The organism is Ligilactobacillus agilis (assembly GCF_025311475.1).
Taxonomy (GTDB): Bacteria; Bacillota; Bacilli; order Lactobacillales; family Lactobacillaceae; genus Ligilactobacillus; species Ligilactobacillus agilis.
In genome coordinates, this window is record NZ_CP104397.1 from 554,866 (window position 1) to 578,055 (window position 23,190).

26 protein-coding genes and 1 other RNA gene are annotated in these 23,190 nt (G+C 40.8%); 20 read left to right on the top strand and 7 right to left on the bottom strand.

The window, feature by feature from the left end; genetic code table 11:
* The first annotated feature begins 118 nt into the window (after positions 1-118).
* The 3 genes from N4597_RS02670 to N4597_RS02680 are packed head-to-tail and all read left to right on the top strand — an operon-like array spanning position 119 to position 2,801.
* The gene (locus tag N4597_RS02670) at positions 119-859 is read left to right on the top strand and encodes an ABC transporter ATP-binding protein (protein ID WP_260904495.1); all 741 of its coding nucleotides are present in this window, start codon (positions 119-121) and stop codon (positions 857-859) included.
* A gap of 12 nt (positions 860-871) precedes the next feature.
* A complete protein-coding gene (locus N4597_RS02675) occupies positions 872-2,227 on the top strand; it encodes an FtsX-like permease family protein (protein WP_260904497.1) in 1,356 nt (451 codons plus the stop codon).
* Positions 2,175-2,801 carry a hypothetical protein gene (locus N4597_RS02680; RefSeq protein WP_260904499.1) on the top strand — a complete coding sequence of 209 codons (627 nt, stop codon included), beginning with the start codon at positions 2,175-2,177 and terminating at the stop codon, positions 2,799-2,801. The genes N4597_RS02675 and N4597_RS02680 overlap by 53 nt, the downstream gene beginning before the upstream one ends.
* A gap of 625 nt (positions 2,802-3,426) precedes the next feature.
* Here the strand turns inward: N4597_RS02680 and N4597_RS02685 are convergent.
* From N4597_RS02685 to N4597_RS02695, 3 genes are read right to left on the bottom strand one after another with little or no spacing between them, the layout of a single operon-like run.
* Entirely contained in the window at positions 3,427-3,999 is a 573-nt protein-coding gene (locus tag N4597_RS02685) for a GNAT family N-acetyltransferase (RefSeq protein WP_260904501.1), read from the bottom strand.
* Between the two features lie 38 nt (positions 4,000-4,037).
* Positions 4,038-4,562, bottom strand: coding sequence for an LURP-one-related/scramblase family protein (locus N4597_RS02690; protein ID WP_094127856.1), 525 nt, complete (start codon positions 4,560-4,562; stop codon positions 4,038-4,040).
* Between the two features lie 18 nt (positions 4,563-4,580).
* Complete coding sequence (locus N4597_RS02695; protein ID WP_056977179.1) at positions 4,581-5,447, bottom strand: Cof-type HAD-IIB family hydrolase; 867 nt, start codon at positions 5,445-5,447, stop codon at positions 4,581-4,583.
* Positions 5,448-5,586: 139 nt separating this feature from the next.
* Here N4597_RS02695 and N4597_RS02700 point away from each other — a divergent pair, with 139 nt between their 5' ends.
* The 10 genes from N4597_RS02700 to N4597_RS02745 all read left to right on the top strand — a co-directional run bounded on the left by N4597_RS02700 (position 5,587) and on the right by N4597_RS02745 (position 14,841).
* Complete coding sequence (locus tag N4597_RS02700; RefSeq protein ID WP_167589189.1) at positions 5,587-6,276, top strand: uracil-DNA glycosylase; 690 nt, start codon at positions 5,587-5,589, stop codon at positions 6,274-6,276.
* A 23-nt stretch (positions 6,277-6,299) separates the two neighbouring features.
* Positions 6,300-7,286 (top strand): phosphate acetyltransferase, encoded by a 987-nt coding sequence (gene pta / locus N4597_RS02705; RefSeq protein WP_056977182.1) that lies wholly within the window; start codon positions 6,300-6,302, stop codon positions 7,284-7,286.
* A gap of 16 nt (positions 7,287-7,302) precedes the next feature.
* A complete protein-coding gene (gene tsaE, locus N4597_RS02710) occupies positions 7,303-7,761 on the top strand; it encodes a tRNA (adenosine(37)-N6)-threonylcarbamoyltransferase complex ATPase subunit type 1 TsaE (protein ID WP_167589187.1) in 459 nt (152 codons plus the stop codon).
* Positions 7,762-7,902: 141 nt separating this feature from the next.
* A complete protein-coding gene (gene mprF / locus N4597_RS02715) occupies positions 7,903-10,506 on the top strand; it encodes a bifunctional lysylphosphatidylglycerol flippase/synthetase MprF (RefSeq protein WP_172577853.1) in 2,604 nt (867 codons plus the stop codon).
* Between the two features lie 11 nt (positions 10,507-10,517).
* Positions 10,518-10,781 (top strand): hypothetical protein, encoded by a 264-nt coding sequence (locus N4597_RS02720; RefSeq protein ID WP_172576219.1) that lies wholly within the window; start codon positions 10,518-10,520, stop codon positions 10,779-10,781.
* 105 nt (positions 10,782-10,886) lie between these two features.
* Positions 10,887-11,315, top strand: coding sequence for a MerR family transcriptional regulator (locus N4597_RS02725; RefSeq protein ID WP_167589180.1), 429 nt, complete (start codon positions 10,887-10,889; stop codon positions 11,313-11,315).
* A gap of 218 nt (positions 11,316-11,533) precedes the next feature.
* Positions 11,534-12,415 carry an ABC transporter ATP-binding protein gene (locus N4597_RS02730; protein ID WP_260904512.1) on the top strand — a complete coding sequence of 294 codons (882 nt, stop codon included), beginning with the start codon at positions 11,534-11,536 and terminating at the stop codon, positions 12,413-12,415.
* Positions 12,402-13,139, top strand: coding sequence for an ABC transporter permease (locus tag N4597_RS02735; protein WP_172577856.1), 738 nt, complete (start codon positions 12,402-12,404; stop codon positions 13,137-13,139). The genes N4597_RS02730 and N4597_RS02735 overlap by 14 nt, the downstream gene beginning before the upstream one ends.
* A gap of 6 nt (positions 13,140-13,145) precedes the next feature.
* Entirely contained in the window at positions 13,146-14,234 is a 1,089-nt protein-coding gene (locus tag N4597_RS02740; RefSeq protein ID WP_260904513.1) for a sensor histidine kinase, read from the top strand.
* A gap of 1 nt (position 14,235) precedes the next feature.
* Positions 14,236-14,841 carry a response regulator transcription factor gene (locus N4597_RS02745; protein ID WP_167589172.1) on the top strand — a complete coding sequence of 202 codons (606 nt, stop codon included), beginning with the start codon at positions 14,236-14,238 and terminating at the stop codon, positions 14,839-14,841.
* 59 nt (positions 14,842-14,900) lie between these two features.
* On the opposite strand, the gene nrdF is transcribed toward N4597_RS02745, so the two are convergent.
* Genes nrdF through nrdH form a run of 4 tightly spaced genes read right to left on the bottom strand, consistent with a single transcriptional unit; the run spans position 14,901 to position 18,684 of the window.
* Positions 14,901-15,881, bottom strand: a complete 981-nt coding sequence (nrdF, locus tag N4597_RS02750) for a class 1b ribonucleoside-diphosphate reductase subunit beta (protein WP_260904514.1) — start codon at positions 15,879-15,881, stop codon at positions 14,901-14,903.
* 12 nt (positions 15,882-15,893) lie between these two features.
* Positions 15,894-18,065 carry a class 1b ribonucleoside-diphosphate reductase subunit alpha gene (gene nrdE / locus N4597_RS02755; RefSeq protein ID WP_172584517.1) on the bottom strand — a complete coding sequence of 724 codons (2,172 nt, stop codon included), beginning with the start codon at positions 18,063-18,065 and terminating at the stop codon, positions 15,894-15,896.
* A complete protein-coding gene (gene nrdI, locus N4597_RS02760; RefSeq protein ID WP_260904515.1) occupies positions 18,046-18,432 on the bottom strand; it encodes a class Ib ribonucleoside-diphosphate reductase assembly flavoprotein NrdI in 387 nt (128 codons plus the stop codon). The genes nrdE and nrdI overlap by 20 nt, the downstream gene beginning before the upstream one ends.
* A gap of 21 nt (positions 18,433-18,453) precedes the next feature.
* Complete coding sequence (gene nrdH / locus N4597_RS02765; protein WP_101812382.1) at positions 18,454-18,684, bottom strand: glutaredoxin-like protein NrdH; 231 nt, start codon at positions 18,682-18,684, stop codon at positions 18,454-18,456.
* A 221-nt stretch (positions 18,685-18,905) separates the two neighbouring features.
* On the opposite strand from nrdH, the gene N4597_RS02770 reads away from it, so the two are divergent.
* From N4597_RS02770 to N4597_RS02800, 7 genes are all read left to right on the top strand, one after another.
* Positions 18,906-19,514, top strand: a complete 609-nt coding sequence (locus tag N4597_RS02770; RefSeq protein ID WP_050611659.1) for a class I SAM-dependent methyltransferase — start codon at positions 18,906-18,908, stop codon at positions 19,512-19,514.
* Position 19,515: 1 nt separating this feature from the next.
* Positions 19,516-19,980 carry a tRNA adenosine(34) deaminase TadA gene (gene tadA, locus N4597_RS02775; RefSeq protein WP_260904517.1) on the top strand — a complete coding sequence of 155 codons (465 nt, stop codon included), beginning with the start codon at positions 19,516-19,518 and terminating at the stop codon, positions 19,978-19,980.
* A 65-nt stretch (positions 19,981-20,045) separates the two neighbouring features.
* Positions 20,046-20,132: signal recognition particle sRNA small type (ffs, locus tag N4597_RS02780), an RNA gene on the top strand.
* 84 nt (positions 20,133-20,216) lie between these two features.
* Positions 20,217-21,926, top strand: coding sequence for a DNA polymerase III subunit gamma/tau (gene dnaX, locus N4597_RS02785; RefSeq protein WP_260904518.1), 1,710 nt, complete (start codon positions 20,217-20,219; stop codon positions 21,924-21,926).
* Positions 21,927-21,944: 18 nt separating this feature from the next.
* Complete coding sequence (locus N4597_RS02790; RefSeq protein WP_089144933.1) at positions 21,945-22,262, top strand: YbaB/EbfC family nucleoid-associated protein; 318 nt, start codon at positions 21,945-21,947, stop codon at positions 22,260-22,262.
* Positions 22,263-22,290: 28 nt separating this feature from the next.
* Entirely contained in the window at positions 22,291-22,890 is a 600-nt protein-coding gene (recR, locus tag N4597_RS02795) for a recombination mediator RecR (protein ID WP_056977199.1), read from the top strand.
* Between the two features lies 1 nt (position 22,891).
* Positions 22,892-23,146 carry a YaaL family protein gene (locus N4597_RS02800; RefSeq protein ID WP_050611655.1) on the top strand — a complete coding sequence of 85 codons (255 nt, stop codon included), beginning with the start codon at positions 22,892-22,894 and terminating at the stop codon, positions 23,144-23,146.
* Positions 23,147-23,190: the final 44 nt, after the last annotated feature.

The window sequence follows — 23,190 nt, forward strand, 5'->3', positions numbered from 1 at the left end:
GGATTTTTTGAAGGACTCTCGATTTTTTGTTTTCTTACAAAAATGTAAGTCAATAAATCGAAATGAAAGAGAAAAATATTTCTTGACGCATATAATAGAAAAAAAGGAGGAATTTAACATGGCATATATAGAAGTAAAACACCTAATTAAAACATATGAAACAGAAGAAGGAATTAGAAATGAGGCTTTAAAAGATATTAATTTTACCGTTGAAGAAGGAGAGTTTATTTCTATTATGGGTGAATCCGGCTCTGGGAAGTCGACTTTACTAAATATGCTAGCATGTCTAGATTTCCCAACTGGTGGAACTATTACAATTAATAAAAGGCAACTTGAAAATATTCAAGATGATGAAGCAACTGAATTTCGGCGTCGACATATTGGTTTTATTTTTCAAAACTTTAATTTATTAAATATATTTGACAATAAAGATAATATTCTTATGCCAGTTGTTATCTCGGATGAGAATGTCAAAGATTATTATAAAAGGTTGAAAGAGTTGTCAAAGATTGTGGGGATGGGTGAGGAGCTTAATAAATATCCCTACGAGCTCTCAGGAGGGCAATGTCAACGGATTGCTATTGCTAGAGCATTAATTATGAATCCAGATTTAATTTTAGCAGATGAACCTACTGGGCAATTAGATTCTAAGACTTCTAATCGTATTTTAGATTTACTAGCAACTATTAATGAAGAAAATAAAACAATTTTAATGGTAACGCATAGTCCGAATGCTGCGAGTTATGCTAATCGAGTTTTATTTATAAAAGATGGGGTTATTTTTAATCAAATATCCCGTGGAACAGACAGTAAAGATGAGTTTTTAAATAAGATAATTATGGCTCAAGCAACACTTTAAGGAGGGGAGTAGATGTTTACATCAAAAATTTCAATCAATAATTTGTCTGAATGTAAAGTTTTGACTGTCCCTTACACTTTAATTATGTCTTTTTTTGGTGGTTTCTTCTACGTATTAGTTAATTTATTGAATAATACTAGTCTTAGTAAAATACCACAAGCTACATTACTTAAGGGAATTCTTACTTTTGGAATAGTAATTATTTTTTTAGTTATTAGTTTATACGGGTGGTATGCTAATCGTTTTTTTAGTGATGAACGTAATAAAAGTATGGGTGTTTTTCTAATGTTAGGAATGAGTAGGAAGCAAGTATATAAGGTTATCTGTTTAGAGAAGTTTTATTTATTCTGTATCAACTTTCTTTTCAGTGTTATTTTTGGCCTTTGCTATAATAGTTTATCATTTTTAATGATTAGAAAACTTCTTAGCATCAAAGGTTTAGAAAATCAGTATAAACCAGTAGCTATTATTTGGTTATTATTTATTTTAATAACAGTGTATTTGTTTACTTATTTAACTGAGTATAATTTATTGAGAAAAAGTACCATAAATCAAATATTTTCATCAAAGGATAGAACTGAATCAGCACCAAAAGCAAACCTTATCTTAGGTGTTGTAGGATTTGTATTTCTAATTATCGGATATGGTTTGGCACTAACAACAAGTAATGTTACAACTAGTTTTAGAACTTTTATTTTAGCTTCTTTACTAGTTGCTATTGGAATTATTGGAACTTTTTCTTCAGGAATTATTTTGTTGATTGGGACAATGAAAAAGCATACTCGTATTTACTATAATAGAAAGCGTTATGTTTTAATTGCTGGAATGTTGCACCGTTTAAAAAACAGTGCAGTATCATTGTCCCTAATTTGTGTGCTAAGCACTATTACCCTAATAGTAATTTCAGTAATGGGGAGCCTTTATATTGAAAAACGTAATATGGTAAATATGTTGAGCCCTAAAGAAATTACTGTTATGGCAGTGGGAAGTAAATTTGAAAGTATGCTAAAAAATATTGCTAATGAGACTAAAGTTTCATTAAGTGATAAGGAAAGTTTATCAATTTCGCAATCTGTATATGGTGAATTAGCTAATAATAAATTGGATATTGATAAAAACGGAGGAGTTACTAGTGATTATCAAATTACTGTAGCAACCCTCTCATCTTACAATAAATCAAATAACACTAATTACAGATTAAATAAGAATGAAATACTTGTTTATATACAAAATAAGAAACTAGCTAAGGAATCTTTAGTCGTTAATGGACATACTTATACAGTCAAAAAGCAAATAAATCAACCAACCAAGATTTATGTTCTCACCCGGAAGATCAATTACACCAAATATTTTTATTATTACGGATGATATCCAAGATACTCAACAAATTTTGAAAAATAAATCCATCGCTATAAAAATGGAGGGCTATGATGTTAGGGGGACAACACTTGACAAGCAAAGTTTTTATAAAAGATTGAACCAAACTGATTTTAAAAAGGTTGGTGCGAATATTACAAGTCGAAGGCTAGTTCAGTCATTAATTAACACGTTATTTGGAGGATTATTTTTTATAGGAATTATCTTTAGTATTGCATTTGCGATGCTTACATCAGCTACTATTTACTACAAGCAATTATCAGAGGGTGTTCGTGATCGAAGTGACTACATTACTATGGAAAAATTGGGTATGACTCATAAGATGATTAAAGCAGGAGTTCGTAATCAAATTAACTTTACGTTTACTTTGCCCATGTTATTTTCTTTGTTTAATCTGTTAATAGCTATGCCTGTATTATATAAAATTATGGTATCTGTTGGATTTAATAGTGTGGGACTTTTTATAGAGACGGTAGTAGTGTGCTTTGTGTCATATACTTTATTTTACTGGCTCATTTGTCATTACACGTCAAGAATGTATTATCGGTTAATTTCAGACATTTAGGAGAAAGATATGAAAATAATTTCATCAATTATATCATCAATTATATCATTAATTTTATCAGTAGCTTGTATTTTTTCTGTTGCACTATATCCCATTGATGGTAATAACACTTTTAATAAACCCGCAATGTGGTTTGCAGTTGTGATGGCTCTAATAATATACGTTATCACAGTTACAACAACTCGATACTTAAAGATTTATGGAATATTGACGCTTTACCAAGTAATCATTGCGCTAATTTCATTTATGGCAAGTATTTGTGGTATTTTTTTGACTAGTGGATTTTTACATCTATATACTATCATTTTGGGGATTGTAGCATTAATAAATCTCAGTTTTTATTTTTATACGATAAAAATTAAGAATTAAAAGTAGTACTAAAAAATTTGGCTCACTAATTTTGCTATGAGCCAGATTTTTTGTTCTATTCAAAACCTTGGGTGCAATATTTTCAAAGGACTCTAAGAATGATATGCGTTTTTCTTAAAGTCCTTTTTTCTAAGCTTTGATGCAGAAGTATTTTGTCAGAATTTGTTTTTTAGAAAAACTTTCATGAGAAATGAAAAAACTCCAGGTGCGAAAATGTTCACACCCGGAGTTTTGTGGAGCCTCTTATTTTTATGGCTTAGATAGCCCGCATTAGGTGATGGTAACGGTGGCTACCAATTTGTAAAGTGTCGGTTTGCTTGAAGCCAAGCTTGCGATAAAGCTTCTTAGCCTTGGGGTTGGTGAGGTCGACATCGAGGCTGAGTTTAGTTTTGCCACAGCGAGCCGCAATTTTAGGCAAACGTTTTAAAAGGGCGGTGGCGATTCCTAGCCCCCTAAACTTAGGTTTAACGGCTAAAGAATTTAGGTACCACTCGGTTTTAGTCAGTTGACTATCATCGTTGTCATAGAGGCTCTCATAGGCGGGAAGCCCGACTTTAGGGAAGTAGTGACAGAGTAGTTCGTCAATGTCACCATCCGCTTGGCTAGGGTAACCAAAGGCCATCCCGGCCACTTCGCCATCAACTTCGGCTACAATGATTTGGCCCTTGCTTAGGCGGCACTCCTTAGTTTTAAAACTTAATTCTAAAGCTAAATTGAGGCGCTGCTGGTTGAGATTGCGCAGCTTTTTGAGTTCCATTTGCTTGAGAATAATCCTAAAGAGTGCCCGTATCTGGGGGGCGTCGTCGCTAGTAGCTGGTCTAATTAACAAAATAATTCGCTTCTTTCTGATTAAAGTTTATAACTAAATTAATGAATATAACTGAGGTTTAGAAGGGGGTCATTTTCTTTAGAGCCACCTTTTAGGCCACCTTTGGCCCAAAAATCTAAGATGGCGACAATGCACAGGCAGAGGGCCTCATCGTTTATGTCGGCAATCGTTAATTCGAGGTAGTTGCCACTTGCCAGTTCGACCTCGTGTAAACTAAGAACGCACCGGCGACCATGATAGATTTTATAGTTAAAGGTTAAGGAGTTGCCTAAGATGAGCCAATTGAGTTTTTTAACAAAGAGCATCTCGGTCCCTAAGCCGTAGTAACGCCTTAAAGATCCGACTAGCTTACGGTCGGAAAACAGCTCAAACTTAGGCCAAAAACCTAGGGAACGTTGTTTGATTTCGGCCTTTAAGTCGCCATTACTGGCGTAAACAGATAAGACAGCAGGATGCATCCCCCAGCGTCCCGTCAAAAAGTAGCAGGCCAAGCCGCGTTCATCTTTAACCGTAGTTGTTCCGGTGCCTGTTAAGTTTTCACGTTTGGTATAGAGATTACGCACAGCTAGCCCCTCACTTTCCTAGTTTTCTGCTAAGACTTCTTTAATCGCGTGGCCTACACCATTGTCAGTATTTTTCTTGGCTAGGCGCTTAGCAATTTGCTTAACTTCGGTGCTCCCATTGCCCATAGCGTATGAAACTCCGGCTACTTCCAGCATAGAAACGTCATTATTGTTATCGCCGATAGCCATGACGTTATCCATTGGAATGTTCAAACTATCAGCAAAGGCTTGGAGAGCCACCCCTTTTTGGGCGTTGATATGATTGATTTCAATGTTGGAATCGGAAGAAGAAGTGACTTTTAAGGCTGGGTTAGCTGATAATTCTGCCCGAATTGGATCTAAGACCGGCCGCCCTTCTTGACTAAAGGCAACAATCTTTAAAATTGGCATGTGGGGATCGTCAATTAAAGTAAAGTAGTCATCAATATAATTGATATTCATCAATTCTAGGCGGGCAGAAGCTAGGGTGACCGCCAGTTTATAAGGTGTGTCGGGGTTGACCCTAGTTAAAAGTTCTGCAAAGTTAGCAATGCGACTAGCCTTATTATCTGAGTAGACGCCCGTAGAGGTAACTAGCTCAAAGTACAGGCCCTTTTTCTTGAGCTTGAGGCAAATTTTCCGGGCTAGTTGGTCTGGTAAGGCAACGGTATTTAAAAGCTTGCCCGCTGCCGTGAAGGTTTGGGCCCCATTAATCGTGATTAGCGGACAGGTTAGGTCGACCTTGTCTAAGAGGGGTTTAACCTCCGCGTAAGCCCGGCCCGTAGAAACGATAAAATGCACACCTTTAGCCTGGGCTTCCTTGATTGCAGCCGCATTAAAGTCAGAAATCACCATTTCATCGTTTAGCAAAGTACCATCCATATCTGAAGCAATAATTTGAATCATAACTCTAACCTCGCTTATTTGAAGTATATACTTATATTTTAACATGAACGTGGCTTTTTTTTAACTGAAGCAATTTTGCCGCGAGCGGACACTGATTTTTAAGCAAATTTATGTTAGAATTAAAGGCGAGGTGTTCATAATGAAAACGTTTATCCACAATGATTGGCAAGAGGTATTAGGCCCACAATTTGAGTCAGCCTACTATGCTCATTTGCACAATTTTTTAAAAAGTGAATATCAGCATTATACTATTCATCCTGATATGTATCATATCTTTGAAGCGTTCGAGTGGACGCCTTTTTCCAAAGTTAAAGTGGTTATCTTGGGACAAGACCCATATCATGGTCCTAACCAAGCTCACGGCTTGAGCTTTTCGGTTTTGCCGGGGGTAAAAGTACCACCATCATTGCAAAACATTTATAAGGAATTGCAGGCAGATTTAGGTTATCCACCGGTAAATCATGGTTACTTAGAAAAATGGGCAAAGCAAGGGGTATTGTTGTTAAACTCGGTTCTGACCGTGAGGGATGGTCAGGCCTTTTCCCACCGCAATCAAGGTTGGGAACAGCTGACTGATGCAGCGATTGCAGCCTTATCAGCCCGGCCTAAACCAGTGGTCTTTATTTTATGGGGGAAAGCGGCGCAAGCTAAGCAAGCCTTGATAGATCAAAGCCAAAATATTATCATCAAGTCAGCTCACCCGAGCCCACTTTCTGCTAACCGGGGCTTTTTTGGCTCGCGTCCGTTCTCAAAAACCAATGATGCTTTGATGGCAATGGGAGAAAAGCCGATTGATTGGCAGTTGCCCGCAGAGGTAACGGCTAAATAGTCTTATTTTTTGGAGGGATTTTCATGGACTTATTCGATAGTTTAAAAGAAAAAATTCGCGGAAAAAATATTAGCTTAGTTTTTCCAGAAGGAGATGACACCCGGATTGTCACGGCTGCTGTTCGCTTAGCCAAGGAAAAATTAGTTCACCCGGTAGTTTTGGGAAATAAGGATGAGGTTAAAAAGTTGGTTGAATCCAACGGTTATACTCTAACTGATGATGTAGAAATCCTAGATCCAACCACCTATCCTGAAGCCGATTTTGAAGCCATGGTCCAAGCCTTTGTAGAAAGACGTAAGGGCAAGAACACGGCTGAACAAGCGCGCCAAATGTTACGGGACGTTAACTACTTTGGAACTATGTTAGTTTATATGAAAAAGGTGGATGGCTTAGTTTCTGGGGCTAAACATCCAACTGGAGATACGGTTCGTCCCGCCCTCCAAATTATTAAAACCCACCCAGGGGTTAGCCGGACTAGCGGGGCCTTTATCATGTCCCGCAATGATGGTAAGGAACGCTATCTATTTGCCGACTGCGCCATCAATATCAACCCAAATGCCCAAGAATTGGCTGAAATTGCGGTTGAAAGTGCTAAGACAGCCCGCTTATTTGACATTGAACCAAGGGTAGCCATGTTAAGCTTTTCAACTAAGGGTTCTGCCAAATCAGATGAAGTTACCAAGGTGGTAGAAGCTACGAAGTTAGCCCATGAACTAGCCCCTAACGAAGAAATTGATGGGGAATTACAATTTGACGCAGCCTTCGTGCCAGTTGTCGCTGCGCAAAAGGCTCCTCATTCAGAAGTAGCGGGGAAGGCTAACGTCTTTGTTTTCCCAGAACTACAATCAGGTAACATTGGCTACAAGATGGCACAACGGTTTGGGGGCTTTGATGCAGTTGGTCCTATCTTACAAGGGTTAAATGCCCCTGTGTCCGACCTTTCACGGGGTTGCAACTCCCAAGAAGTCTTTGACGTGGCCTTACTTACGGCTGCGCAAGCAACAGTTTAATTGAGGATGAGAGAGTATGAGAATAGTTGCAACTAATCCTGACCAAACCCAGGCCGTCGGTAAAAAGTTAGCTGCCTTACTCCAGCCAGGGGATTTAATCCTCTTAGCCGGGGATTTAGGGGCTGGCAAAACGACTTTTACTAAGGGCTTGGCGCTAGGTCTAGGGATTAAGCGTAATATTAAAAGCCCAACCTTTACTCTAATCAGGGAGTATAAGGAGGGGCGACTTCCCCTTTATCATATGGATGTCTACCGGTTAGAAGACGGTGGGGCCGAAGATTTAGGCTTGGAAGAATACTTCAATGGTGACGGTGTCAGTGTCGTTGAATGGGCTAGCTTTATTCCCGATGAATTGCCAGCTGAATATTTAGAGATTCGGTTAAATAAAGACGAAACTGATGACAATAAGCGTTATATAGACTTTAACGCCCAGGGTAAGCACTATGAGAAGTTAGTGGCTAAATTAGCCGAATAAAAGAAAGTGGGTCGTGGATTATGGCTAATCTACGGGCCACTTTTTTATAAATGAGATGTTTATAAAAGTTTTACAGTTACGGTTAAGATTTTTTTATATAATGGTAAGGGAAGGTTAAAATTTAAAAAAGGAGGAGAAATTTTGAAAAACTTTTTCGTAAAGGCTAAGCTGGCGCTAGAAAAACGCTTAACGCTCTTGAAAATTATTTTTGTGTTGTCGGTGTTAGTCTTTGTCATTAATGCAATTAGTCGCATTTTGAAGGGAACGGATTGGCAGTTAGTCAGTCAACAACTGATGGGGCGCTCACTAGGGCAGTTAGCCCTCCTATTATTTGGGGGCTTGCTGGCGGTCAGCCCGATGCTAATCTATGATTTTTCAATTGTTAAATTTTTACCGGGAAAATATTCCCGCGCCTATATTATTAAAAGTGGCTGGATTACAAACACGATTACAAACATTGCTGGCTTTGGTGGGGTATTAGGGGCTACCTTGCGCGCTAGTTTTTATAGTAAGGGTGCTAGTAAAAAACAAATTTTCTACGCCTTATCTAAGATTGCCCTCTTTTTATTAGCGGGCTTATCGCTGTTGTCATGGCTAGCCTTGCTGTTAATTTATGGCTTTGATTTAGGCGAACACCTGGCTAATTACGGCTTGTGGTTAATTGGGGGGGCCCTGTATTTTCCCTTGCTGTTTATTGTAACCAAGTTTAAGAACAATGGTTTTTTTGCCGATTTAAGTTTACGGCAGGAATTGACCCTCACTGTGGGATCAACTTTAGAATGGTTATTTGTGGCTGGCTTTTTCTTACTAGTTGGGCGCATTTTAGGGGTTAACCATGATTTAACTGCCATTTTTTGTCTGTATATTATCGCTTCGATTTTAGGGATTGTTTCGATGTTACCAGGGGGGTTAGGCTCTTTTGACGTCTTCATGTTAATTGGGATGGCAACCTTTGGTATTAACCGGGAGTTAGCTTTAACTTGGTTATTATACTTCCGGATTTTCTATTACATTGTGCCCGTAATGGTTGGGCTAGCCTTTTTGGTTCACAGTATGGGTGGTCGGATTAATGACTACTTTGATGGGATTCCGCAGACCTTTTTGGCGACGCTGGCCCACCGGATTTTAACAATCTTCCTGTATTTTTCAGGGATTTTTATGTTGATGGAATCGGCGGTACCAAGTCTAACCGTTTCAAACAAGGTCTTGGTTAGGTTTTATCCCTACACCTTTTTCTTCTTGCACCAACTAACCAATATCTGTTACGCCTTTATTCTCTTAGGGCTAGCACGGGGGATTCAAGCCAAGGTAAAAAAGGCCTACTGGCCGATGTTAGCCGTCTTATTGGTTGGAATTATAAATACCTTATTCCAAGATTGGAGCTTGAGTCTAACCATCTATTTGGGAATTGTGTTGGCAATCACGCTCTTTTCTAAGAAGGCCTTATACCGGCAAAAGTTCCAATACTCGTTAGGGTCATTGGCCTTTGACGGCGTTATCTTTATCGGCAGTTTCTTACTGTACGTTGTTATCGGGGTGATTAACGCGCCTGCGTACAGTAATAAGCATAAAATTCCGTCCGTGCTCTTCTTTCCCGGTCAACAGTTATGGCTGTCCGGCCTAATCGGGATTGGAATTGCGGTGATTATTTTATACTTTATCATGCAGTATCTAACTACTGGCCGCGATCCTTTTGCTGACCGTGACTTTGAAAGTGAACGGGTTAAGCAGGTGATTGCAACCTTTGGGGGAAATGAGACTAGTCACCTGGCCTTCTTGCGGGATAAGAACTTTTATTTCTACCAAGTAGACGGAGTCGACCAGCTCTTTTTCATGTACCGGCGTAAAAACGATAAGCTCATCATCATGGGTGAACCGGTTGGTAATCAGGCTTACCAAGAAGAAGCCCTGCAAAGTTTCTTACACCAAGCTGATCTTTATGGCTATGAGTTAGTCTTTTATGAAGTGGATAAGGACTACACCATGCTTTTACACGAGTACGGCTTTGACTTCCTAAAGACCGGGGAAGATGGGTTAGTAGAATTGGACAAATTTACCTTGGTCGGGAAAAAGCAGCGGGCGCAACGGGCCTTGATGAATAAGTTTGAGCGGGAAGGCTATGTCTTTTCGCTAGCACCTAACCCTTTGTCTGACGAATTATTAGCAGAAATGAAGCGCGTCTCAGATGAATGGCTTAATGGTCAAGTCGAAAAGGGCTTTTCTTTAGGTTTCTTTGATGAATACTATTTAAACCAAGCACCGGTGGCATTAGTCCGAGATGCTGAGGGGACCCTGGTTGCCTTTGCTAGCATGATGCCAACTGGGGGAAAAGAAATTCTAACGATTGACCTGATGCGGCACAGCAAGGACGCGCCCTCAGGGATTATGGACGAAATCTTCATTAGTCTCTTTAAGTATGGTCAAGAAGAGGGCTACACTTATTTTGACTTAGGGATGGCACCTTTATCAAACGTGGGTCAATCTAAGTTCTCCTTTATCGAGGAACGAGTTGCTCACCTAATTTATCAATATGGTTATAAGTTATACGGTTTCCAAGGGTTGCGGGCTTACAAGAACAAGTACGCCACTGGATGGCACCCTAAATATACGGCCTACCGTAAGAAGAGCTCACTACTATCCACAATGTGGCAAGTAATTATGGTGGTTAACCAGCGGGCTGATTATCGGACCGCTAACGGGGGGAAAAAGCAGCTGCCATTTATCCCTAAATTTTTACAACCTTAGGAGGGCTTTTCATGAAAAAGAACTGGTTACAAATCCTTAACCAAGGCTCAATTCTCTTTGTTTGCCTGGTAATCGTAGATTGCTTACGGGGTATTTTACTAATTAAGGGCAACGGGAATATTGAGACCTTGCTAGGAATTAAACTCAGCTTAATTAGAACCGCTAGCCAAAGTTCCTTTAATCTTAGTGGAACTTGGACGATTGTTATTTATTATGGCTTGTGTCTGGGGTTAGTTTGGTTAGTTACAACAATTAAGGCCTCAAAAAGAGGCTAAGAAAAATGGTAGTCAGTATCGATATTGACTACCATTTTTTTATTTGACTTGGACCTAACTCCAAGCTGTATACTAAGGATGAATTTGACAAAGAAAGTGAGTAAGATGGCTGATTTAACCATTACCCAAGTAGCCGCTAAATACAATATCAATCCCGACACAGTGAGGTACTATGAGCGGGTCGGCTTAATTCCTAAGGTGCCGCGTAAAGAAAATGGCAACCGCTACTATCCTGACAGCCTACAGCACTGGTTAGAAATGTTGGTTTGCCTGCGACACTCAGGTGTTTCCGTGGAGGTCTTGCATGATTATACCGAATTAATCTTACAGGGTGATGCGACCTTAGAGACAAGAAAAGAACTCTTACAAGAACAAGTTACGGTCCTAAAGCAGCGTCAAGCCGATATTCAACGGTCGATTGAGCGGTTGGAACACAAGATTTCTCTTTATGAAAGTGGTGAAATTAAACAAGACAAGAGTTATTTCAAAGAGTATAAGATTGCAGAACAAATTGCTAAAGAAAGAGCCAATTAAAAAACGAGCGCTATTTTCTGAGTTAATTATTCAATTAGGCTGCAAGGGCCTCTTTTTTCGTGCGTTCTTCTTGGCGTTGTTCGCTAAATGACTGACCGGCATACAGGGGCGCTTAGTTACTTTATGACAAATGTCATCTCCAAAGGTGACGTTTTATTCTAATTATTTAATGTAAATCCAGTTAAGCTTAACTTAAGAACAGCAAAGGAATGATTTACATGCAAATTTTAGAAGTGGACAAGCTAAGCAAAGCGTTTAAAAGCAAGCCCGTTTTAAAGGACGTTAGTTTCAAGGTTCAAGCAGGCGAGGTGGTAGCGTTAGTTGGTAAAAACGGGGCGGGCAAGTCAACCTTGCTCAAGCTAATTTTAGGACTACTAACCGCAGATAGTGGGCAAGTTACTTTTTTAGGGAAAAAGCAGGATTTTAAAGAACAAATGGGAGTAATGTTACAAGAGGTACCCGCTATCAGGCGGATTAAGGTTAAAGAAATTATCCAATTGTGGCGAAGTTATTACGCAAATCCCTTAGAATATGACGAACTGTTAAAGTTAGCAGATTTAACTTCCAAAGAAAATAGTTATCTAACCGAATTATCTGGCGGGCAAAAGAAGAGATTGTACTTTGCCTTAGCACTTGCCGGTAACCCCCAAATTTTATTTTTGGACGAACCAACCGTGGCGATGGACTCGCTAAGCCGGGCCAATTTTTGGAAGCAAGTTGATAGCTTAAGAAAAGAAGGAAAGACTTTTATAATCACTTCTCATTATCCCGAGGAGTTAGAACGTATCGCTAATAGGTTCTTGATTTTAGCCGAGCATAGATTAGTTTTTAACGGCAGTTTGGGGGAACTTCAGGCTAAACAAAAAGCATGTTTAGTCAGTTTTGCTAGTGATTTAAAGCAAGCAGAAATAGCTAATTGGAGCGGAGTGGTGCGTATTTCTGAACAAAATCACCACTACTTTTTACAGGTGATAGATTTACCGGCCTTCTTAACGGACTTATTACCAAAGATTAGACAGGTTACGGAGTTGACCATTAAACCTAATGGACTAGCAGAGTTATTAGATAATCTTGGGGGGAATTATGATGAAGAAATTTAGCTATCAATTGGTGCTTAACTTTAAGCGAGTCGTATTGCGTAATCCTGGTTTTTTAGTAGGGGCAGTGTTATTACCAATTGTTTTTTACCTAGTTTTTACCAAGGCATTAAACCAAAATACATCAAGTGAATGGAATCTAAATTACTTGGCTAGCATGATAGTTTATGGGATTTTATTAGGATCGGTGATGACAACTACTAGTGTAATGATTGGAGACGTTCAAGGGGGATATAATAAGTTACTTAGGCTGACGCCAATAAGCAAGTGGTCCTTTTATCTTAACATGCTAGTCACTTTTGAAGTTCTCAATTTATTATGTATACTAGGAATAAGTAGTGTTGGTGTGATGGTTAATCAAGTTCAACTGCATTTAAAAGCTTGGTTAGGATTAATGTTAGTAGTTCCACTTGCAAGTTTACCCCTAATATTAATTGGCTTTATTATCAGTCGCGGTTGCGATTATAGCTTGGGAACGACTGTTAGCAACTTGATTATTTTTCCGCTGGCGATTGTTTCTGGTTTGTGGTTACCAATTGAATTGTTGCCTAAGTGGATGCAGACGGTAGGAAAAGTAATGCCAACTTACTATCTCAGACAACTAACCTTTAATTTGATTAATGAGCAATCACTCGGCAGCAAGAATTGCCTTTGGATAGGGGGCTGGTTGTTAGTCTTGTTAGGGCTGTTAGTTAGCCTTATTAAGTTTAAACCAAAGGAAGTGTAAGTACCCTTGTTTAGGACGATATTAAAAAAATTAACGCCAATTAATTTCTACTGGCTGATTTTCTTAATGCCTATCTTGTCTGTGGGTAGCCAGTTACCACCAGGAGTGCAGATTATTTTTTGGTTGTTGATAATAGTTTGGTTAGCAACTTATTTTATAATTTATCTCAGTCGCGGGTGGCTAACTCTTAGCGCAATTTGGCTTCAGCTAGGGCTAGATGCAATTTTTAGTATATGGTTGGGTTACCCCTACCTCTTTATTTTCACCGGCTTTTTTATTGGTAGTGAGCGGTTAGAAAAAAAGAGTCGCTTAAGTTTGGTTGGTGGTTACTATTTGCTGGCGGTGGGATTATATATTGGAGCCATGTTAACCCTTAAAGGGGGGAATCTCTACGAAGCATTAATTAACGGTTTATTTATTATTTTGTCGTTACCAGTCGCCTACTATTCAAGCGAGCGGTGGCGCCGGCATATCCAGATTGTTCAGGATAATGAGCGCTTAACTTATATTGTCAAAAAAGCTGAACGTGAGCGGATTGCCCAGGAGCTTCACGATAATTTAGGGCAATCGTTTTCCGTATTAGCTCTGAAGGCTGAACTAGCCAAGAAGTTAGCGGTCAAAGATCCAGCGCTAGCAAGCCAGCAGTTAGATGATATTGCTAAAACTGCGCGGGCGGATTTAGATTTGGTTAGGGAGATTGTGGCTGGGTTGCGGAAGGATTTGTTAGTGCAAAACTTAGCCCAGGAGTCTATCAATTTAAAATTAGCTAAAATTGGTTTGAAAACAGACGGTGAAAAAACAGCCCTTAATTGGCCAGAAGACATTCAAGAATTGTTAGCGCAGGTTATTAAAGAAGTTTCAACTAACTGCATTAGGCACAGTGGTGCGCGGTACTTAACCATAATTTTTAGCCAGGATGAGACTAACTATTACTTAAAGGCTAGCGATGATGGCCAGGGGTTTAAAACCGACTTATCCAAGGAAACTTATGGATTGAGTGGAATTCAAAAACGGGTAGCTTCTTTTGGGGGCGAAGTTAGTTTTCAAAATCAAGGTGGCGCTGTAATAGAGTTAAGCTTACCAAAGAAGGGATAAAATGATTAAGCTTTATTTAGCAGAAGATCAAGAAATGTTAAATTCTGCCCTAGTAATGTTATTGAACTTAGAGGACGAATTTCATGTAGTAGGAAGTTGTCGGGATGGTAGGCAGGCCTTAGAAGAAATTACAAGGTTACAGCCTCAAGTTGTAATTTTAGACATTGAAATGCCTAGCTTAAGTGGCTTAGAGATTGCTAAAAAATTGCGAGCTACTAACCAAGACTTAAAGATTATTATCTTAACCACCTTTGCGCGTAAAAGGTATTTTCAAGAGGCACTAGCAGCTAAAGTTAACGGCTACCTTTTGAAGGATAGCCCCAGTGATTCTTTAATCAGTGCAATTTATGCGATTCTAGAAGGAAATACGGTGTTTGATTCTAAGTTAGTTAGTGGCATCTTAAATGAAGTTCCTAATCCGTTAACTAAAAGGGAGCTGGAAGTTTTGCGGGCTTTAAAAACAACGGCGACTACTAAAGAGCTAGCTGCTAGCTTGTATTTGTCCGAAGGAACGGTTCGTAACTATATTTCTGCTATCCTAAGTAAAACAGGGACTAAGTCGCGCTTAGAGGCCGTCAACCTTGCTCAAGCTAAGGGATGGTTATAGCCACAATAAAAAAGGTGTTGCTTGCACGTTTTCATGCAAACAACACCTTTTGTTAGTTATTAGTCTTCATCTTCATCATCGTCATCGAATCTGAAGAGGTAATCTTCATCTTCCATGGCTTCCACGTTACCTAACAAGTAACCATTCCCGACTTGGGAGAAGAAGTCGTGGTTAGAAGTCGAAGTGGAGATACCGTTCATGACAACGGGATTAACGTCTTCGGCTGTATCTGGGAAGAGGGGGTCTAAGCCCAGGTTCATCAAAGCCTTATTGGCATTGTAGCGTAGGAATACCAAGACATCGTCGGTCCAGCCGACTTGATCGTAGAGGCTAGCGGTATATTTTTCTTCGTTTTCGTAAAGGTCATAGAGCAAATCATAAATCCAGGCCTTTAATTCCTCTTGTTGTTCTTCGTTAAGCTCGTTAAAGCCTAGTTGGAACTTGTAGCCAATATAAGTTCCGTGAACTGATTCATCCCGTAAAATTAGCTTGATGATTTCAGCAACGTTAGGAAGCTTATTGTGGCCTAACCAGTATAAAGGAGTGTAGAAACCGGAGTAAAACAAGAAGGTTTCTAAGAAGACGGACGCTACCTTTTTTTCAAGCGGCTTACCGTGTTGGTAAAGGTCGTTAATCTTTTGGGCCTTATATTGAAGCAGTTCGTTGGAATTGGTCCAAGCAAAGATTTCATCAATTTCAGCCGGGGTATTTAGGGTTGAAAAGATGGAGGAGTAACTCTTAGCGTGAACTGATTCCATAAATTCAATGTTATTTAAGACCGCTTCTTCGTGTTGAGTCCGGACGTCTTTTTTCAAAGAGGCCATCCCGTCTTGGGATTGGAGGGTATCAAGTAAGGTTAAGCCCCCAAAAACCTTAGCCACCACATCCTTATCAGCTTCCGTTAGGGTCCGCCAATCAGCTAGGTCATTAGAGAGCGGAATTCTAGTATCTAACCAAAATTGCTCCGTTAATTTTTCCCAGGTGGCTTTGTCGATTTCATCTTCGAGTTTATTCCAGTTAATGGCTGTATAGTTTTCCAAAAAAATCACTCCTTAAATTGTGCAACTTTCGCACTCGTTAACCCCAATTTCACCGTTATTGTCAGTAAAGGTCCGGATGTAATAAATCGACTTAATCCCCTTACTGTGGGCGTAGTTTCGTAAAATTGACAGGTCACGGGTTGTCATTTTGTTATTGCCTGCTTTCTTCCAAGGGTAAAGTCCTGCTGGAATCTCAGAACGCATGAAGAGGGTTAAGCTCATCCCCTGGTCGACGTGTTGTTGAGCGGCTGCGTAAGTGTCGATGACCTTAAGCATTGAGGTGTCGTAAGCGGACTTGTAGTAAGGAATGGTCTCGTTAGACAGGTAAGGAGCAGGGTAGTAAATCTTACCAATCTTTCGTTCCTGCCGTTCTTCAATCCGGTTAATGATTGGGTGAAGGCTAGCGGTGGTGTCATTAATATAAGAAATTGACCCATTAGGAGCAACCGCTAAGCGGTTTTGGTGGTACAAGCCATCAGTCATAACTGCTTCTTTTAACTGAGCCCAGTCAGCTGCAGTTGGGATGAAGACGTGCTCAAATAAGGCTTTAACCTTAGCGGTCTTAGGGCCAAAATCGTTAGCTAAATACTTGTCAAAGTAAGTCCCGTCGGCGTACTTGCTCTTAGCAAAGTCTACAAAGGTGGTGTGCCGTTCGCGGGCAATCTTGTTAGAGGCAACTAATGTCCAGTAATTGAGGAGCATGAAGTAGACACTAGTGAAATCGAGGGCTTCTTTTGAACCGTATTCGATTTGGTTTTTAGCCAAGAAGGCGTGTAGTCCCATCGCCCCTAAACCAATAGTGTGGGCCTGGGCGTTACCTTTTTGAACAGAAGGAACCACTTGAATGTCTGAATGGTCGGTAACAAAGGTCAAAGCCCGGACCATTGTTTCAACTGACTGTCCAAAATCGGGGGCAGCCATCAGGTTAACGATGTTGGTTGAGCCGAGGTTACAACTAATATCTGTTCCCAGTTCATCAAATTCTTGGCGGTCGTTGACAATTGAGGGCTTTTGGACCTGCAAGATTTCCGAGCACAAGTTACTCATGATAATCTTACCCGCAATCGGGCTGGCTTCATTGGCAGTATCAATGTTGACCACGTAAGGGTAGCCTGATTCTTGTTGTAACTTACTGATTTCGGTTTCGAGTTCCCGGGCCTTAATCTTCTTTTTAGGGATAGCGGGGTTAGCCACCATCTTGTCGTATTCCTTAGTGATGTCGACGTAAGAGAATGGTTTACCGTAGACGCGTTCCACTCCCCAAGGGTCAAAGAGGTACATATCCTCGTTGTTAGCAACTAATTCATAATATTTGTCGGGCACGATTAGGCCTAGTGATAAGGTCTTAACCCGGATTTTTTCGTCGGCGTTTTCCTTCTTAGTTGAAAGGAAGGCTTCAATATCTGGGTGGAAGACGTTAAGGTAAACAGCTCCGGCCCCTTGGCGTTGTCCCAACTGGTTAGAGTAAGAGAAACTATCTTCTAATAGTTTCATAACGGGTACGACCCCGGAAGCAGCCCCTTGGATATCTTTAATAGGAGCCCCTGCGCCCCGGAGGTTACTCAAGGTAATCCCAACTCCGCCCCCGATTCGGGAAAGTTGGAGGGCAGAATTAATTCCCCGCCCGATTGAGTTCATGTCGTCGGTCATTTGGATTAAGAAACAAGAGACCAATTCGCCCCGGCGTTTACGGCCCGCGTTTAAGAAACTAGGGGTAGCCGGTTGGTAGCGTTGGTTGACCAATTCGTCAGCTAATTTTAACGCTAACTCTTCGTTGCCATCCGCAAAGTAAAGGGCGTTAATGGCTACCCGGTCGATAAATGATTCCAAGTAGTAAGCACCATCATTAGTCTTTAAAGCGTACTGAGCGTAAAATTTATAGGCAGCCATGAAGGTCTTAAAGGTAAAGTTGGCTGCCGTTAGTTTAGCGTATAACTTTTCGATAAAAGCAAAGTCGTATTTAGCTAAAAATTCACTTTCGAGGTAGTCGTTAGCAATTAAATAATCAAAACGTTCCTTTAGGGAGTTAAACTTCATCGTGTTGGGGATGACATTTTCCTTCAAGAAAGCAGCTAAGGCTTCCTTATCTTTGCCTAATTGGATTTGACCATTAAGGGGCAAGTTAATTTCATTATTTAAGTCGTAATAAGTAACTTGGTTAGGATCAATCGTTTTGAGACTCAAGTTTCTTCACCGCTTTCTTAAAATTAGTTACATCTTTAGGGGTGCCGTTAAATTCAAAGGCATAAATAATAGGGACCTGGTAGTCACGAGCCAAATCGCGCGCTGTAAAGATGAAGAGTTGCGCAAAGTTGCGATTGCCAGTGCCTACGATCCCCTTTAAATAAGTTGCATTTGCACCGGTGTCTAAGAAGTCACGCACCGGTTCGGTAATGTTATCTTCGTAGGTCGGAGTGATGAGCACAAAGGGTTCATCAAACTCCTTAAAAGTGCCAGTCGGGTCGATTTCGTAGACTTCATCAGCTGGAAGGGCCAACTTTTTGATGAAGCGCCGGGTTTGCCCAGTGACGCTAAAATAAGCTATTTTCATGAGTGTGGATCCTTTCCAGTTTTATTGAGCAACAATTTTTTTCAATAAATCTGGTCTAAACCCCCTGATAATTGGATTGTTGTCTTGTTCTAGGACAGGGACAGATTGAAAGCCCTTGTTCTTTAAGTAAGCGATGTATTCTGGATTTTCGTTAACGTTTCTTTCTTCAAATGCAATGTCATGTTGCATCAGGAAGTTTTTAGTCATTTTGCATTGGATGCAGTTATTTTTAGTATATAATTCTAAACTCATTTTTAAGACTTCCTTTCGTGGTAATTTGCAATTTTTAGTATACAACATTGTTGTAATTAATCAAGTAAAAACACAACATATAGACAAAATTTCATAGAAAGTAACCGACATGTTGTGGTTAAGCTTTTTTGGGGATTAGCAGGATTTTTAGGCTGAAATAGTTGCTTTTAAGCCTTATTATCCGTATCATAGAAAGTGACTTAAGAAAGTGAGCGGAGTAAATGACGAATTATTATTATACCAAAAATCCCGATGTGGAACATAATGAACAAAACTTTAATTTTACCCTCTTAGGAAATGAATTAAACTTTACCACTGATAACGGGGTCTTTTCCAAGCGCCGGGTTGATTTTGGTTCCTGTGTGCTACTAGCAGCTTTAGACCAACCGGCTTTTCAGCCACGTAAGCTACTAGATGTTGGGTGCGGCTACGGTCCGCTAGGGCTAGCGGTAGCCAAGAAGTTTCCCCAAGCCCAAGTTGATATGGTTGACGTTAATGAATTGGCTTTGAGTCTAGCTACTAAAAACGCAGCGGCTAACCAAATTAAGAACGTTAACATTTGGTCGTCTGATCAATATCAAACCGTAACGGCTAAAGATTACGATGCCATTATCACTAACCCCCCAATCCGGGCCGGTAAAGAAGTGGTCCACGGAATCTTGAGCCAGGCTAAGGACCACTTAGTAGTAGGCGGCACCTTGACGGCAGTGCTTCAAAAAAAGCAAGGCGCCCCCTCAGCTAAAAAGAAGTTAGAAGAAGTTTTTGGTAACTGTCAGGTCCTCAAAAAAGACAAGGGTTACTTTATTTTACAAAGTATTAAGGAAGTTTAACGTGGACCAAGAGCAAAAAGAATATTTTATGAATGAGGCCTTAAAAGAAGCGAAGCTGGCCTTTGATGCAGGGGAGATCCCAATCGGGTGTGTGCTAGTTTACCAAGGACAAATTATCGGCCGGGGCCATAACTTACGCCAGGCTAGCCAGCAGGCAATTGATCACGCGGAAATTTTAGCCATTAGTCAAGCTAACCGGCAGCTAGCAAGTTGGCGCTTAGCAGGCTGCCAGCTCTTTGTTACCTTAGAGCCGTGTCCGATGTGTGCCGGGGCTATTTTAAATGCGCGGATTGACGAGGTTTATTATGGGGCAGCCGACCTTAAGGCGGGAGTGGCAGGTACCTTGATGAACCTTTTGAATGATGGCCGCTTTAACCACCAAGCCTATATCGAAAAGGGCATCTTAGAGGATAAGTGCCTCGGTATCTTACAAACTTTTTTTAAGCGAGTCCGCAAAGAAAAATAATAAGAAAATTTGGGGAAAGACTGGTAATTTTTGATAATATCGTGTATTATTAATATTGCCGTTAGGCCTTGGAGCAATAATGGCCTTACGAACCGTGTCAGGTCTGGAAGGAAGCAGCACTAAGTTTGGTTCGTTATGTGCTTCAAGTTATGAAGAATGTGAACCCCGATCTATGATCGGGTTTTTTTATTGAATGAATAAGCTAAAATCTTAGATGGAAGGACTATGAGTAGTTAATGAGTTACCAAGCATTATACCGGGTTTGGCGCCCACAAAAATTTAGTGAACTTGTTGGTCAAGAAATGGTCACCAAAACCTTAAGGCATGCTTTGATGACTCACCAAACGACGCATGCTTACCTGTTTACCGGCCCTAGGGGAACGGGGAAGACCTCGGCCGCTAAGATTTTTGCCAAGGCCATAAATTGTCACCAGCAAACGGATGGGGAGCCATGCAATGAGTGTGAACTGTGTCAAGCAATCACAGCTGGCCGCTTAAACGATGTAATTGAAATCGATGCTGCCTCTAATAACGGGGTGGAAGAAATCCGTGATATTAGGGATAAGGCCAAGTATGCGCCCACGGTAGCTGATTATAAAGTCTACATTATCGACGAAGTTCATATGTTATCAACCGGGGCTTTTAACGCCTTGTTGAAGACCTTAGAAGAACCACCGGCAAATGTCGTCTTCATTTTAGCAACTACTGAGCCCCATAAGATTCCGGCAACCATTATCTCGCGGACACAGCGGTTTGATTTTCGCCGGATTACCCCCCAAGATATTTTGGGGCGGATGGAATACATTTTAAAGCAAAAAGAAGTCAGCTACGAAGATAGTGCGCTAAAGGTAATTGCCAAGGCGGCTGAAGGTGGGATGCGGGATGCTTTGAGTATCTTGGATCAGGTGATTTCTTTTGGCGAGGACGGTCAAGTTACATTCGATAACGCCTTACTAGTTACCGGGACGGTTACCAGGCAAAAGCTGACCGCCTATTTAAAGCAAGTCTTTGCTCAAGATACGTCGGCGGCCTTAGAAACTATTCACACGATTGTTAACGAAGGTAAGGATGCCAAGCGGTTAATTGAGGATTTAATTGGCTATTGTCGAGATTTATTGCTCTATAAACAGGCACCCAAGTTAGTCGAAGAAAGTGAACTAGGGTTGCTTGATGCCGACTTTAAGGAGTTTGCACAAAAGATTGATAGCCAGGTTTTATATCAAGCAATTAACATTTTAAATGAGCAACAAGAAAATATGCGCTACACCTCGCATGAGACTGTGTACCTCGAGGTCTTGACCATTAAGCTATCGCAATCGGTTAGCCAAGGTCAAGCTAAGGTGCCGGTGGTAACAGAAAATAGCGCGGACCATGAAGAAGTAGTGCGGCTGGCTAAGCAGGTGGCCCAACTTCAAGAGCAGTTACAAACCTTAAGCCAGGCTGGCCCTAAGCAGGTAAGTGCCCCTGCTAAGCGGCCAAGGCCAAGCCAGGCTAGCTCTGGGCAGTTTAAGGTAAACTTAAACCAGTTATTGCCAATTTTAAATAAAGCTAAAAAGGAAAATCTGTTACAATTAAGAGAGGTTTGGGGTGACTTGTTAAACATGCTCAACCCAGCTCAAAGGGCAATGTTGCGTTCCTTTGAACCGGCAGCGGCCAGTGACGACGGCTTAATCTTAAAGGGAGCCTACCCTTATTTGTGTCAGCGCGCTCAAAGTAGTCAAGAATTACAGGATGCAATCGGTAATGGGCTTAGTCGGCTCTTACCCCAAGCACCAAGTCTACACTTTGTGCCAAATGAAAACTGGCAGGAGATTCGCCAGGAATTTTACCGGCAAAATCAACCGCAAACAGAGGAAAAAGCCCCTAAAAAAGAGGAAGTTGCCCCAATTGTACTTACAGCCCAAAAACTTTTTGGCAAAGAAAATGTTGAAATAAAAGCAGATTAGCTCTGAAAGGATGATTTAATTATGATGCGTGGAATGGGAAATATGCAAAATATGGTGAAACAAATGCAAAAGCTACAAAAGCAGATGCAAAAGGATCAAGAAGAACTACATAGTACAGAATTTACAGGGCAAGCCCCTGATGAAGCAGTAGTGGTTAAGTTCACTGGGGACCGCAAGATGGTCGACATTGCCATCAAGGAAGAAGCAGTTGATCCAGATGACGTTGAAATGTTACAAGACTTGGTTATCGCTGCGGTTAACGATGCCATGGACCAAATTGAAACCCAAACGCAAAAGACAATGGGTAAGTACTCCCGCAATATCCCTGGCCTTTAAAATTAATAATTAGAAAGAAGTGCGTGGAATGCAATACCCAGAACCAATTGCTAAATTGATTGATAGTTATATGAAATTGCCCGGAATTGGTGCTAAGTCAGCAACGCGCATGGCCTTTTACACGATTGATATGCCGGCCGATGATGTGACTGACTTTGCTAAGGCCTTAATTTCGGCTAAGCGGGACCTGCATTATTGCAGCATTTGTGGCAATATTACTGAAAATGATCCCTGCGTAATTTGTGCTGACAAGACCCGGGACCAAAGTAAGCTGATTGTTGTCGAACAACCTAAAGATGTAATGTCACTAGAAAAGATGCGGGAATATCATGGCTTATATCATGTTTTACACGGGGTCTTATCACCAATCGAAGGTAAAGGGCCGGAGGATTTAAATATTACTAGCCTAGTTAAACGGCTCCAAGATAACGAAGCCATTCAAGAAGTTATCTTGGCTACCAATGCGACCCCAGAAGGAGAAGCAACGGCGATGTATATTTCCCGCCTATTGAAACCAGCGGGACTTAAGACAACCCGGCTAGCACACGGTTTAGCCGTTGGAAGTGATATTGAGTACGCAGACGAAATGACCTTGTTTAAAGCGATTGAAGGTAGGACGGAGATTTAAGATGTTTGGCAGAAATAAGCAAAAGTTGCGGAGAACCTATGATGACCTGTTGTTGGCAGATGTTGAGCAGGCAAAGGTGGACTGGGATAATGCTAAGTTAACGCAAAAATCAGTTTATGACGCTGACGATGAGTTAGAGGCCGAGACTAAGTTGGCCAAGGCAAAATACCAGTTGCTCTTTAGGGAAGCGCGGTTACGCAGAATTAAGGGGCATCTCCAAGCAACAATGATTAAGGTCAACGAATTTAATAATTAACCATTTGGCAGCAAGTTTAGGCAAGATACTTTTTTGCGGCTTGC

Bases quoted from the DNA above. Each gene is read 5' to 3' on its own strand.
- N4597_RS02670 (WP_260904495.1), top strand. From the start codon at position 119: ATGGCATATATAGAAGTAAAACACCTAATTAAAACATATGAAACAGAA.
- N4597_RS02675 (WP_260904497.1), top strand. From the start codon at position 872: ATGTTTACATCAAAAATTTCAATCAATAATTTGTCTGAATGTAAAGTT.
- N4597_RS02680 (WP_260904499.1), top strand. From the start codon at position 2,175: ATGTTCTCACCCGGAAGATCAATTACACCAAATATTTTTATTATTACG.
- N4597_RS02695 (WP_056977179.1), bottom strand. From the start codon at position 5,447: ATGATTCAAATTATTGCTTCAGATATGGATGGTACTTTGCTAAACGAT.
- N4597_RS02700 (WP_167589189.1), top strand. From the start codon at position 5,587: ATGAAAACGTTTATCCACAATGATTGGCAAGAGGTATTAGGCCCACAA.
- pta (WP_056977182.1), top strand. From the start codon at position 6,300: ATGGACTTATTCGATAGTTTAAAAGAAAAAATTCGCGGAAAAAATATT.
- tsaE (WP_167589187.1), top strand. From the start codon at position 7,303: ATGAGAATAGTTGCAACTAATCCTGACCAAACCCAGGCCGTCGGTAAA.
- N4597_RS02720 (WP_172576219.1), top strand. From the start codon at position 10,518: ATGAAAAAGAACTGGTTACAAATCCTTAACCAAGGCTCAATTCTCTTT.
- N4597_RS02725 (WP_167589180.1), top strand. From the start codon at position 10,887: ATGGCTGATTTAACCATTACCCAAGTAGCCGCTAAATACAATATCAAT.
- N4597_RS02730 (WP_260904512.1), top strand. From the start codon at position 11,534: ATGCAAATTTTAGAAGTGGACAAGCTAAGCAAAGCGTTTAAAAGCAAG.
- N4597_RS02735 (WP_172577856.1), top strand. From the start codon at position 12,402: ATGAAGAAATTTAGCTATCAATTGGTGCTTAACTTTAAGCGAGTCGTA.
- N4597_RS02745 (WP_167589172.1), top strand. From the start codon at position 14,236: ATGATTAAGCTTTATTTAGCAGAAGATCAAGAAATGTTAAATTCTGCC.
- nrdI (WP_260904515.1), bottom strand. From the start codon at position 18,432: ATGAAAATAGCTTATTTTAGCGTCACTGGGCAAACCCGGCGCTTCATC.
- nrdH (WP_101812382.1), bottom strand. From the start codon at position 18,684: ATGAGTTTAGAATTATATACTAAAAATAACTGCATCCAATGCAAAATG.
- N4597_RS02770 (WP_050611659.1), top strand. From the start codon at position 18,906: ATGACGAATTATTATTATACCAAAAATCCCGATGTGGAACATAATGAA.
- dnaX (WP_260904518.1), top strand. From the start codon at position 20,217: ATGAGTTACCAAGCATTATACCGGGTTTGGCGCCCACAAAAATTTAGT.
- recR (WP_056977199.1), top strand. From the start codon at position 22,291: ATGCAATACCCAGAACCAATTGCTAAATTGATTGATAGTTATATGAAA.
- N4597_RS02800 (WP_050611655.1), top strand. From the start codon at position 22,892: ATGTTTGGCAGAAATAAGCAAAAGTTGCGGAGAACCTATGATGACCTG.